The organism is Chryseobacterium sp. Mn2064, assembly GCF_049319685.1.
Classification (GTDB): domain Bacteria; phylum Bacteroidota; class Bacteroidia; order Flavobacteriales; family Weeksellaceae; genus Chryseobacterium.
This window is the reverse complement of the sequence record NZ_JBMOUE010000001.1, coordinates 1159592-1173096: the sequence shown is the minus strand read 5'-3', so window position 1 is coordinate 1173096 and position 13505 is coordinate 1159592. Positions and strand designations below refer to the sequence as shown.

The window sequence follows — 13505 nt, the reverse complement described above, 5'->3', positions numbered from 1 at the left end:
TCACATATTAGTTTATTACAACTTTTTTTTCTTCAATAATCTCCATTTTTTCATTTAGATATTCTATCATTGCTGAACGGCCAATAGTATCTTCTTTCAACAAACCAGCATGTTTGATTTGTGATTTACACATTGGCAAATCTCTCTTTATAAGATAGCATTCTGCTAGTTCAAGGGCGGCTTTACAAGAATTTGGATATTCATTTGTACTGAATTTCATAATCTCAATTGCGGCATTTGGTTTGTTTTCTCTATGCGCAAGGTTCATTCCCAGCTGTAGTAATGAGGTTAGAGAAAGATCATATTTGCTAGATTTTTCTTTTTTAATTTTTTGATAAAGGTCTATAGCTTCCTTCGTATTCCCAGTTTTTTTGATTAAAAGTCCCATCTTTAAATGCACTGGTGTCTTAATACTTAGGGCCGTTCCATTAACTAGCCAGCTCACAATTAAGCTTGTAATTTTTGAAGAATTGAAAGCATTGTATATATTAGAAAGCACAACAACACCTATTTTTAAAGAAGGAATCATTATCATCTGTGAAGTAAATCCACCAAATTCACTGTCTTTAGAAAAAATATCAACTCCAGATTCATCTGTATAGATATCCCAACCAAAACCAACAGCTGTTTGGTATCCTGTTTTTAATTCTTTATTGAAAAAAACAGAATTCTTCTCATTCAGAACATGAAACATCCATTTTCCCATATCAACTGCTGAGGCATGGCCTCCCCTACTTCCTCCATTCTCTCTATTATAGGGATAGAGTTTTTGTTTTTTAAAAGAATAATCTAAAAAATCAACTGTCTGAAAGGGCTCAGCAGAACCTGAAGGTCTAGAGAAACTTGCATTTTCCATTTGAATCGGCATAAAAATAGACTTTCGAACATATTCCTCAAAAGGAATTCCAGCAACTTTACTAATCAGATCAGCTAATATATCATAGTTGTAGGCAGATCTTAAAACTTGTAACTTAGGAATCTCCCATTTTGGGGTCTGATTTTCAATACTTCTAGTAGTGGTTTCCAGTGCATCAAAAGAAAAAGACGGATTATCATAGAAAAGTGAATAATGATCAATACCTGAAGAGTGAGTAAGAAGATTCCTGATACTAATTAGTTTATAACTTTCTCCTCGCATCTTAAAATAAGGTAAATATTTAACTACCTTATCATCAAGATCAATCTTTCCACTTTCAGACAATTTAAGAATCGCATATGCTAATAATGGTTCGGATAAGCTTCCTGTAGAAATTGCAGTAGTTGGCACAATAGATTCCCCATTATCGTTTTTTATCCCAACCGCATTTGAAAATATAGAATCTTGATGTACTATAGTGAACGCTATTCCAGGTATATGGTAAGTATTTTTAATTCCATCTACAAAACTTGTTACCACAGCCTTTCTATCTTCTTTAAAGCTACTTGGTTTATGAGTTACTTTAAAGTCACAAGAGATTAAGATAATATTAATCAAAATCACACAAATTCCAATGAAAAATGCTTTAAGAAAATAAGTTATTAGTACTTTCATATAATGTGGGTTACAGGTATTCAAGGATATTTAAGTTATGATCTTTAGCTTGATCCCATGACAATCCAAAGTCAATAAAAATATATTATACAACACTTTATCCATAACATGTATGTATAATAAAATCATATATCAGAATTAAATTTTGACTAGAAATTCAATCATTTATACTCAAAATTTCAATTATCTGCTATACTCGAAAGTATTAATTGGTAAAATCAGCTTCAATGAAAGACATTACTAATATTCGAAATAATATTCCTTAAATTTATTTTTCACCAATATGAGAAAAATAAATTAATTGCAGAATACTTTCTTTAATTAATTTATTATTTTTCTAAAAAGAATACATTACTTAGGAAAGCAATAAGAAAATTATCAATACGCTTTAAAACCTAAAAATTTACGATTAATATATACTGGTAGAAGTTAGAAAGTTGTATCCACTAAGAAATCTATCTATTTAATTGCAGGAGTCAGGTTATTACAAAAGTTAAAATAATTAATCACATATAGACCTTAGCCCAAGTGTATAAGAACCGATAACGGTCCAGAATTCCTCTCCAAAGTATTTGTGGATTTCTGCAAGCTGCAGAACATACAACCTGGAAAGCCTTCTTAAAACGTATATATTGAGCGCTTAAATCGTAGATTCAAAGAAAATGTTTTAGACGCTTATCTGTTTGAATACTTATGAAACATTTTTGAAATCTTGTCCCTTGACCAATATTCATTTTTCTCCGTCAAATCTTTTTGAATATAATCAAAGGTTTTTCTTCTGAAGTTGTGGACTTCTGAATGGGATTTAACAGCTTTGAAATTAATCGAGCTTTTCATTTGTAACTTAAAAACACAAATTAGTAAATCAACTCACTATCATTTAAAATATCGAATTAAATGTCTTTATTTGGCTTTAAGTTTTAATAACTTAAATTAAAAAACCACTGCTAGTTGCAGTGGTTTTTTAATGTTTTCTGATTTACTATTAGAGACAAGTAATATAAAAATTATGTCCTAATAAAGCTAACAAGTCAATTCATAAATTTATACTCTTTTTTAATTTACCTTTAAACAATCACATCTATTTGAAAATCAAATAAAATACCCATATTTTCATCTTGTCGTATAAAAATAACGGGTAATTTTTAAGTTACCCGTTTGTGAATTATTTCATTAATGTCTAAACATAAATTTTACCTACATTTATTATTGTAAGAAAGTACACTAATATTGTTATTATTGCTGTAAAGACATCTATAATGAGGATCATAGTGATCAAAACTCGGTTTGAATTTATATATAATTTTTACTTTTTCAGTGGATTTATTCTTATAAAAGTTATTAACATCTAGATGCTCATTCTCAACAAGTAAATATATGGTATCCTTTTTTGAAATTTCAACACCTTTCATATGTATCATTTTAAAATTAGGTTTGTAATCCCCTATTTCAATAAAAGTACTATCATTCCTTTTTGAAAAAAAAAGGCATATACTATTTGACTCTTCTGCCTGCATTCTCCTTAAATCCTCTTTGTAAGATAAAATCTCTTTTTTAAGGATATTATTAATTATTATACTTGGATAGGAATATTCCGCAATATTTTCCTCTTTCTTTTCTTTACAAGAAAACAAAACGAGAAAGACCAAAAGTACTTTACTTTCTTCTAAAAGATGTTGTATCATAATATATAAAATGTGGTCTGTTATCTGGATTTGATATGTATATCCATGGATTAGCTTTGATCTGGCTACCGTAATTTTCCAGTAAATTTTCTTGGGTTATTCTATCTCCATCTATAGCTTTATAATCAACACTTCCATCGTGATTAAACCCGGAAGGAAAACTGATAGCATCATAACGTCCTTTCAATAAATGGTTATTCTCAGGATGATCATAAATCATCATTTGATGTGAATGACCAGACCCTATCAAATCGTATCCCGCCTCTAAATATTTAAAAATTGGACTTAATTTAACCTTACCATCTAAGTGATTACTATTAATTATAGTCACTGAACCCTCTGAAAGCCATCCGCTTTTCTCTAAATGATTGAATCCCCACTCCTTTTCAGTATTGGCAGCTAAAAAATAAAAATAATTTTTAATCTGCTTGGTTGAAACAGATGAATTTTCGAATGTTATTACAGTTTCATCTGGCTTATATGTTTTAAAATAATCATCCTTTACTAAATCTTGACGAGTATTTTTCATAAATTCTTTACTTAGCTTTATGACTTTTGATTTATTCCAATTATATAGCCTATCAAATTTATCCTCTGGCCTGCTTTTTATAAGTTCAAATTTACCATTTCTATTAAGTTTGTAATCATCAGTTGGAGCCTGCCCATCAGGATCTATAAATCTGATTGGGTTATCAAATGCATAATTATAGGGAGAATGTCTTCTCATCTTATCTGACAATGGATCGATCACTCCCCATCTGCCCAAATCAGCCATATAGAATCTTGCCCCATAATCATACATCCCAGTCTCCTGCAATTCCTTTCCATTATATTTGTAGCCTTTATATCCTCCTAACTTGGATTTAGTTCCTCCAATATGGTTTGCTCCAAAAGCGTAATAGTTGTTGCTATCTGTAATTTCAAGATTACCCTGACTATTTTTAGCATAGCTTATCCTTGCATTTCCCAAATGATCTTTATACTGGTAAATATAACGATTTTCTGTAAAGCTGTAAAAACCTTCTGTTGTTGGTACAAAATCCAATAGCCAACCTAAGCCAAAAGGAGGAGGATCAAGAAGAATCGGATCTTTAAATGCTTCCTGCTCATAGGCTACGCTCGTTCTACACCAAGGGCACGGCTGTACAACTTCTGAAAAACTATACTGAAAACCATCCAGATAATCAGTATAGGCATAGGAAGTTGATTGACCTCTTCCTCCGCCTGATATATTGGTTTTTCGAAGTTTTGTTCCATCAGCACGATATAGATAGCTTAAACGAAAGTTTACAGCTGTACCAAATGGATCTGTTTGGCTAATAGCAAAATCATCAGGAAGGTTCATATAATTATACGAAATATTTTGAATTCCTTTATCCTTCATATTAGTCATACTTCCATTCAGATCATAATCAATAAGGTTATTTCCACCTTCGTACCCAGTATGATTCGGTTCATTTTCAATAACTTGATACAGACGATTTCCTGTATATTTATATTCGAGATCATCAATCTTTGTGGATGTTGGTGAAAAAGCAAGGGGAGCAAACCTTTTCAGAGTCATGATATTACCATTCAAATCATATGTCAAATACTCATCAAAAAAATTACTAACCCCAGTTGTTGGCTCTTTGTAGAATGCATTTTTTAATCTGTTCAAATTGTCGTATTCATAATTGTATCTTTTCAAAATACCATCTTGTGAATTTGCCCAGTCAACCTCTGTAATATTTCCGTTAAATCTACCCTGAGCTATATTTGAAGACACAGGATTATTGTATCTCATCTCATATCCGAACAGCTTTCCGTTAAGATTGGCTGGATCATTAATCTTGGTCATCCAACCTCGGATATTATAATTATAGGCAATTTCTTGCAAAGGTACAGAGGCTGCAATCCCCCCAACTTTTTTATTGGTAACCTGAGAAAGCTCATTGTAAGTATTTTGAGTCAGATACTCGACAGGATTATTGTCAACTTGATGGGTATGAGTCAATAATCTATTTTGAGGATCATAAGTAAAGTTTTCTATGATTACTCTGTCTGTATCAGTATCCAACCTTTTGTGAGTTGTTACTGTTTGCTGAACCATTCCCACAAAATCTAATTTAGAATCAACTTTTGTACGTCCTCCTAAATGATTGATAGAATGAGATCCGATTAATCTTCCTTTTTTATCATACCATGTATAATTTTTTGTCCAGTTATCATCCTCAATATTTTTAATGTAAGCAGCAACAGGAAGACTTTTGGTACTAACAGATGAGTTTTGACTATCTTGAGGTAAAATTTCCTGACCTAAAACCACGAGAGGAACAGTAGGAGTTCCTACAGGATAGGAGTCATAATAATTAACCATCAGTAACTTACTAAAAGAAGTTGGATAACTGGTATTCGCATCATTGCTATAATAAACGTCCATACCACTATTTGTAAATCCTATCATCGATAATCGTCCTACATTGTTGCTTCCTTTTGAATCAACACTAGCCTGCTCTACTTTTCTTCCTTCGCTCCCAGAAATTTGTGAGCTTATATAGATTCCTGTATAGGCAATTCTTCCAAATTGATCATATTTTGTAAAAAGCCATTGTTTGGATACTCCCATATTAGTGTCCTGACTCATCACCAATCTGTCCTGCTTATCATAAACCATATATTCCCACCCTTTACCAGGAATTCTCTTTTCAACCAGTCTATTCCATTTGTCATAACGGTATTGATAACAAAGATCACTAAGCACGGAATTGGGATCTAAAACAACAGCCGCTTTTGGTGAAATGACAAAGGCAAGCTGATTAAATTCATTATACACATAATAAGTATCTGCATTTTCTGTAGCACTGATTACTTTTCTAACCAATATGATCTTTCCTTCACCGTTTTTGAATTCTATTGTGACATTACCATCCTCATCAGTTACTGTATTTTTATACAATTGTGAATTTCCATAATTTGTAGATTGACTAACAGCACTTATAGTTGCGTCGTTCTCCCAAGTGGTAATGGTGGTATATTTTTTAACGGCATCCCCAGTGGTATTGGTGTCATAACCGAACTGGATAGGTTTGTTATTCCAAGCAATTCCAACCTGCTTTTGCTGTGAAACTCTGTCTAAAGGAGATCTTTCTAATATTTTCTCTGAAAAAGCTCTTTCATTCGTATACGCTGACGTAGGATCACCTACTGGAAAGTCTCCTGAAGTTTGAGGGTAAATTGCTCCGTTATTTGCCGATACTTGTGGTACAGGTAGATATTCTCTCGTCTTTTTTCCATATACATCATATACAATAGGTGTTACGACATCTTTTTCTAAAGGAGATGTTTTGATATTGACGGTCTGTTTCGGCCGGCCTAGTCCATCATAATATTGAACGGTTTCTGTACTTTTTGTTGGAGTATTGCCATTATAATCAAGATAAGTTTTGCTATAGACATAGTTTTCGACTGTGCTTAGCTGTGCATATGTGGTACTTGAAAAGAGTAAAGCACCTATAGGAATTATTATTTTTTTCATGGATTCGTTTTTAATATACATCATAACTAAAACTTATGCTATACGGAACACCTGTAGAAGGATTGCCACTGCCTAGCCATCTTATTACCGTCTGCCCAGATCCTGGATAAAGAGTAACTTGCCAATTCCCAGAAGATTTGGTAACTGTGGTGATTGGCCAACATAAACCAGGAATGTTTCCTAATTGTACGGTATCAGACCAGTTTACACCTTGGCTTGAAGTAACCATAAAGTTTAATTGAGCATTAACAACGTTATTTACTTTTTGGAAAGGTGCATATTGTATCATAATATACTGACTGGATGCCAGAGCATTAAAGTTACAAGATGGATAGAAGCATGTTAAGTTTGAGTTGGCATAATTCTGCCCATTTAAATTAATATCATCTAAAGCTTTTTGATCAGCGTCTTCCTGACTGATCGTTGACAAATGTGTACCTTCAGGAACTGTGTAGGTTATCGAATTTGATATCATACCAGTAGCACAATTATTTTTTGTAAATGGCTGACTTTTTATAGCGTTATAATATGTTGTTGGAGCATTATTGTACTTATATTCTTTGATTAATTTTCCATTATTATCCACAACTTTCTCTAACCGATTGGCCAAATCATAACTGTAGTTTTCTCTTATTCCAGTTGGAGGAGTTATGCTAGTCACCCCGATTAATGGATTATAAGTATACGTGGTGATGTTGTAGCTTGCCAAGGCAGGATTTTTTCTAAAATTATCCAGCGCTTCAATTAATAATTGCTCAGAAGGGATATCAATATCTGCATTGGATTTTATATAAATCGGCAGATTTGTATATCCTGAAGATGAGCTGTTTACTCCTAAAGCAGACATGATGGTACTATAGGAGCCTCCTTCTATTTTAGCAATAGGTAAAGTTTGGTTATACCCCCAAATAATTGTGTTTGGTTTACCATCTTTACTGGTATATTGTAGAATATTACCTTTAGGATCATATAAGTCATAGGTAATTTGTGTTGTTGGAATAGGAGAAGGACTATTCAAATCTTTAAGATTATGCGATATTACCGATTTGGGCAGAGGCATACCACCGGTATTTATATTCGCATCTGATTGAGAAACAGGATAAACAGTTTCCCACCTGGTAAGAATTTTATTGGCAGGATTATCTACTTTTGTTGTTTCTGTAACCAATGGAATTCCTACCATATTTTTACTCATCAAATACTGATTGTTTATAGCAGCATCATTCGCATATTGATAGGTTTTAGACGTTACTTTATTGTCTGGATATGTCGTTTCTTCTTTTCTTAGAGTACCATCATTAGAGCTATCATAAAAATACTTTGTAGTAGTGGAAACATTTCCGTTATCGAAATAATCTTTTCTGGTTTCTGAGTCTAAATAATGATTGTAAAAATAAAGTCTATAGGCCGAAGCATTAATGACATCACACGTGTTATCTAGAGCGTGGCCTTGTGCATTCCACCCCATTGGGACAGGGCCAAAAGGACGTCCACTAATTTCGACTATTCTCGCATATTGCGAAAATCTTGTGGACGTACTGTTATAATTATATGTTGTTTCAGATAATAATATCTTAGTGTTCGTATATTCTTTTTTAAATAATATCTTCATCCTTTCTTTTTGGAGAGAACTGAAAGAGTTTATTCTAGTACCATTATTTTCAAAATATTCAGTATATGGGCCAATCCATACATAATTATTGGTTCCTTGTGTGATTCTTTGCATTTGCGCAGTAGACATTACTGTGTTATCAGCTTTTTGATCAATAAAGCCATTATCTTGATTGCTGAATGCATATTCAGTTAGTCCACCATTACTTTTTTCTTCATAAACTTTTGAATATACAATATGTGACCCATTTGTGTAATTTAATGGCCAACCTACTGGTGAAATTTCTCTATAAACATACTGATTATGATTGTAATCTGTCGTATTTGACAGGACACCACTGGAATTTAAGTTACTGGCAAGTAAATCTTTATAGTAATAGAACTTTCTTTGGGAAGGCACACTTGCAAAACTATAATCTACCATCTGACTCACCCTGAAACCACTTGTTAATCTTCTCGGATTCACCTCACTGATGAAAAAATCATTGTTATAACTGGTTGCTTTAGTATAATCATGAGGTTCATAATAAAAACGAGTACTTCCTCCCGTAGGATAAGAGATTTTTTCTAAAATTTCATTTAACTTGAAATTCGGTTCTTTTGCTTGTCGGTACGCTGCCGCAATAGCATTAATATCCGTAGAATTAACTGCATAAAAATTAAATGTCTTATCATTGAAATACCCCCAATGATCGGTACTTCCACTATTAAATTTTGGAAATAAGTTATTATTATATTGGAATTCGTATTTATTGTTTTCTGCTTCACCAATTTTTATTTTCTTTAATTTTAATCGTCTTGCAGGGTTTTCATCGTACTCAAAACGGATCGTTTCTACATTTTTATTGTTGACGCTATAGGAAATATTATCAAGTTTATACCAATGTTTAGAATTATAATAACTATCTGGAGCTTTAATTTCATTTCCATCAATTAGGTATACATTTTCATTGGTAAATTCAAGGCTATTTGCCAAAGATCTATTAAATTTTATCTCAACATTTTCAAAATTAATTTTATCCAAATAACTAAACTGCCCTTCTTCAAAACTTGAAAGGTTAAAACAGTTGTGTTTATCAAGATCCTTTACGCAGCCACTAATATTATAACCGCCATATGTAAATTGTTTGTACCCCGAATATGAACTTCTAAAATAAATAGGTTCCGCAGATTTATTATAGCTGAAATTAACATCTTTTCCATTTGAATACTCGATTTTAGTTAAATGCCAATTTTTAACATATTTATAAGTTTCCGCAGCGAGTTTTGGATTCTGATTCTTTTTTCTACTTCTATACACCTCAATTGCTGAATATTGATTTCCAAAAGTATACTTGTTTCCGAGACCATCCGTAATGATAAAGGAATATATGAAAGAACCCATATCGAACTCATTATTTTTTAACGTATTGGTAACAGACAAGTTAGGTGTATCCGAATTTACAATCCATTTTCCTTCATGATTTTTAATAAAAGTACCTGATATTCCATTCACAGAAAAACTAAAAGTATCAGGATTTAATGCTTTTTCATTATTTTCATATTCAAAACGAGACGAAAAGGATTTTAGCTTATCTAACGAATTCCAATCACCTGAATTCAAAAGGCCATATTTATAATAATAAGCTTCTGGATCAGACTCATCTGCCATGCCGCTTAAATTTCTTGTAACAGTTCCTGAAACACCTAAATTCCATGCTAACCCCGTCCATGAAGGGTAAGTATCTGGCTTATTCAGAGCAACATCATAATTAATATTTACATCAAGCTTGTTTATATGATCAATTTTTAAGGAAAGCAAGCTGATATTAATATCAGGTTTACCTAGTGAAAGATTTAAATTAGTTCCTCCATATACTTTAAATTCACTTGAGTTTGGACTTTTAGAAAATTCAGGACTATAAAAGCCTTCCTCACCATTAAACTGTCCTTTTACTAATGATACTGAAATGAGACAAAATAGAAAAAAAAATTTCATAATTTACTTTTTAATAATTTTTGCATTTGCGGTTTTATTCATGTCTGTTTTTATGACAATCAAATAAGCTCCCTGAATCAAATTCTGAGTATTGATCTTGGTCACCTTATTCTTAGTTTTCAAGCTTTGTAATTGTCTTCCTCCCATATCATACAATATAATATCAGCTTCTTTGAAATCAAATCCTATTTCGACATACGCATAATCAGATACTGGATTCGGATAAATTTTAATATCTTGTTTTTCGATTAATTGATCGATTTGCTTGTCTCCAAGTTTGACAATCTTCCAATTCTCTTCACCTAATTCCTCTGCGCTCGTTCCTGCCAAAATAATTGAACCATCTCTGTTTAATTTAATATCAGACAATCTTTCCTCTCTTTTTCTGGATTCTCCTTTTACATACTTTCTCCACTGCTCATTACCGTTGTAATCCAAGTACAGCATCCAGAAAGTCTCATCATCATTTTCAATTCTACCTTCCGCCTGAGTATAACCTCCAAGTAAAATTCCTTTTGAAGACTTTTCATCTGAGGAATGCAAAACGCTCATTCCCATTAAAACATCTCTGTTTTTAAAATTATAAGATTTCTGCCAGATTTCTTCACCTCTTTCATTTAAAGAAAGTAGCCATAAATCTGTTCCTTCTTCAATTCCGACAGTTTTATTTCCCGATCTCTCAGACCTTGATTCTCCACCAATTAAATATCCTGTTGATGTTAAAGAAAGAGTTCTCAAATGATCGTCACCTTTTCCTCCGAAATTCTTTTCCCATTCAACTTTTCCATCTTTTGAAAGTTTAATGATCCAATAATCTCCTTCTCCGAAGTTTTCCGTTTTCTTTGATCCTCCTGCATTGCTTCTGGAATAAGCTCCTAATAAAGCTCCACCATCTTTTGTTGGAATCATTTTTTCAACTTCATCAAGTCCTTTTCCTCCTAAAATAAGTTGTGATAATTCTTTCCCGTTTTTATCCAGTCTTACAACCAAAACATCTTTAGAACTATAACTATTTGAAGAGTTTTCAATATTACCTGCTACAAAAAATCCTAAATCTGTAGTCTGGATAACGGATCTTGCTTCTTCATCAGAAGTTCCGCCAATAGTTTTCTGCCACATTTCATCACCGGATTCATTGATTCTGATCAGCCAGATATCAGATCCGCCTTTAGATTCTTCTTTTTTATCCTGTCCCTTCCCACTATAAGAAGAACCTGCTAAAAGAAACCCTCCTTCTTGGGTATTGACTGTTGCCGATAAAAAATCATGGTTATTTCCTGAAAAATACTTTTCCCAGACTTGTTCTCCTTGCTGGTTCAACTTAACCAGATGAAAATCGTAGCCGTTATTTTGTTTGTTTTCTGTAGAAAGTTTCTTCGATTGAATCGAGCTTCCTGAAACCAGGTACTGCTGGTCGACAGTTGTAGTGACTTGTGAAAGAAAATCCTGTGTAGAGGATTTGATATCTTTCTGCCAAATCACTTCTTGAGCAGATACGCTCAAGACAGAGCATAGTGATAATGCCCCTAGGTAGAATTTCTTCATACTTAGCGTCTAGATTTGAGTTATTGTTATTAATTTTTAAAGTATGGCAAATCTACATATTTTATATCACATTGATAAGATTTATGAATGAGATTTAATGTATTATCACCTTTTCCTTTTCTAAATTGATTTAAAGTAAAGATATCTCTATGAAATGCAAAACCTTTCGTATTATAAACACATTTTGGCATATAATTAAGGTAAAAATATATATTTTGTGTACCAAATCAATTTCGATAGATATTTTATGAGAAAAATATATGATCATATATTTTTGTTTAAGTTTCTCACATTGAAGTATAACCTAAATACCATTTAACACCTTCAAAATATTGTCTATATCTTCTAATAAATGATTTCGATAGAGTCCTGTCCAGTTCACTTGACAGAATTAATACCTTTCACAAAAAACATTTGTTCTAAAGTTCTAAATTCAAAAAATACTTCAATAGTATATTTTGGTATATTTGTATATTAGACTAAAGTGTTCTTTCGATTATAGTTAAAGACTTTTGCAGATTATAAAGTAGTCTGGAAAGATAGAGGATCGAACCTCAAGTAGCGCGATAGATTGTGGCTAATTCATGACAATAAAAAAAACAAACCCATTCAAACATCATAAAATCAATTACTTATCGCTAAAAGCTTCAAATTCCTCCCTTTCCGCAATTGCGCTTTGAAGACGTTTACATGAAGGTTTTTTATAAAGTGTGGCAAAATCGTGGCAAATAAAGCCACAACCACTAAAAAACCTGATAAATACACAGAAGAACGAAAAAGTTCGAATCCCGTATTCTCCACTGGTATAAATGAAGAAATCAGGGTTCTGGTTATGAAGAAAGAATATTCCAAAGGAACTCATACCCGTTATGTCACAGCAAGATCCCATGTCCAAGATTTTATAAAGTATAAGTTTGAGCGTAATGATATTGAATTTACTGCGTTAAATTATGAATTCGCAAAGAATTATTATATGTATCTGAGAACAGTTCGAAATTGTTCAAATAATACGGCTATTAAATACATAAGTAATCATTACTAAAGATCCTTTCAAACTTTTTATAGGAAAAAAAAAACGAAAGTAAGAAAGCAGCCCTTAACACGATTGGAACTTAAGAGGCTTGAGGACTTTATTTTTGATTCCGAGAGACTAGATATTCTAAGAGATATATTTATTTTTCAATGTTACATACATCAATGTTTACCAACTTAAATGGAAAGATATCAAGGATGGTAACGATGACGGCCTATGGATTATGAGTAGCCGTCAGAAATCAAAATCTCAAACTGATATTCCCCTACTCTCTAAAGCTGTTGAAATTATGGCAAAATATAAAAACGATCCGATCTGTACACAAAGAAAAAGTGTTTTACCTGTTCGGTCTAATCAAAAGATGAATGCATACTTAAAGGAGATTGCTGATATATGTGAGATTTCGACAAATCTTAATACACATAAGGCCCGTAGAACTTTTGCAAGTACTGTGACACTCAATAATGGTGTCCCTATTCATGTTGTCAAGGACATGTTAGGTCATTACTCTGTGAAGCAGACAGAAGAATATGCAATTACTGAGCAAGAGGCTATTGGTAAAGAGAAATATATTCAAGATCCAATCTTTGCCTAATAGAATGAAA

At 32.4% G+C, this 13505-nt stretch carries 7 protein-coding genes; 2 read left to right on the top strand and 5 right to left on the bottom strand.

Translation table 11 applies throughout. The features are described from left to right. Window positions 1-7 precede the first annotated feature (7 nt). The 5 genes from ACL9RH_RS05035 to ACL9RH_RS05015 form a co-directional block, all read right to left on the bottom strand. On the bottom strand, window positions 8-1531 hold the full coding sequence (locus ACL9RH_RS05035; protein WP_422692250.1) for a serine hydrolase: 1524 nt from the start codon (window positions 1529-1531) through the stop codon (window positions 8-10). A 1193-nt stretch (window positions 1532-2724) separates the two neighbouring features. Next, a complete protein-coding gene (locus ACL9RH_RS05030; RefSeq protein ID WP_422692249.1) occupies window positions 2725-3216 on the bottom strand; it encodes a hypothetical protein in 492 nt (163 codons plus the stop codon). Then, window positions 3188-6733 (bottom strand): DUF6443 domain-containing protein, encoded by a 3546-nt coding sequence (locus ACL9RH_RS05025; RefSeq protein ID WP_422692248.1) that lies wholly within the window; start codon window positions 6731-6733, stop codon window positions 3188-3190. Before ACL9RH_RS05025 ends, ACL9RH_RS05030 begins: the two co-directional genes overlap by 29 nt. A 10-nt stretch (window positions 6734-6743) precedes the next feature. Then, window positions 6744-10322: a DUF5977 domain-containing protein gene (locus ACL9RH_RS05020; protein ID WP_422692247.1), complete on the bottom strand. Its 3579-nt coding sequence runs from the start codon at window positions 10320-10322 to the stop codon at window positions 6744-6746. Window positions 10323-10325: 3 nt separating this feature from the next. After that, on the bottom strand, window positions 10326-11867 hold the full coding sequence (locus ACL9RH_RS05015) for a T9SS type A sorting domain-containing protein (protein WP_422692246.1): 1542 nt from the start codon (window positions 11865-11867) through the stop codon (window positions 10326-10328). 832 nt (window positions 11868-12699) lie between these two features. Here ACL9RH_RS05015 and ACL9RH_RS05010 point away from each other — a divergent pair. Both ACL9RH_RS05010 and ACL9RH_RS05005 read left to right on the top strand, forming a co-directional pair. Then, on the top strand, window positions 12700-12909 hold the full coding sequence (locus tag ACL9RH_RS05010) for a phage integrase SAM-like domain-containing protein (protein WP_422692653.1): 210 nt from the start codon (window positions 12700-12702) through the stop codon (window positions 12907-12909). A 214-nt stretch (window positions 12910-13123) separates the two neighbouring features. Further along, entirely contained in the window at window positions 13124-13495 is a 372-nt protein-coding gene (locus ACL9RH_RS05005; RefSeq protein WP_422692245.1) for a tyrosine-type recombinase/integrase, read from the top strand. Window positions 13496-13505 lie beyond the last annotated feature (10 nt).

Coding starts and splice junctions, on each gene's coding strand:
- ACL9RH_RS05005 (WP_422692245.1), top strand. CDS start 13,124: ATGAGTAGCCGTCAGAAATCAAAATCTCAAACTGATATTCCCCTACTC.
- ACL9RH_RS05035 (WP_422692250.1), bottom strand. CDS start 1,531: ATGAAAGTACTAATAACTTATTTTCTTAAAGCATTTTTCATTGGAATT.
- ACL9RH_RS05030 (WP_422692249.1), bottom strand. CDS start 3,216: ATGATACAACATCTTTTAGAAGAAAGTAAAGTACTTTTGGTCTTTCTC.
- ACL9RH_RS05015 (WP_422692246.1), bottom strand. CDS start 11,867: ATGAAGAAATTCTACCTAGGGGCATTATCACTATGCTCTGTCTTGAGC.
- ACL9RH_RS05010 (WP_422692653.1), top strand. CDS start 12,700: ATGAAGAAAGAATATTCCAAAGGAACTCATACCCGTTATGTCACAGCA.
- ACL9RH_RS05025 (WP_422692248.1), bottom strand. CDS start 6,733: ATGAAAAAAATAATAATTCCTATAGGTGCTTTACTCTTTTCAAGTACC.
- ACL9RH_RS05020 (WP_422692247.1), bottom strand. CDS start 10,322: ATGAAATTTTTTTTTCTATTTTGTCTCATTTCAGTATCATTAGTAAAA.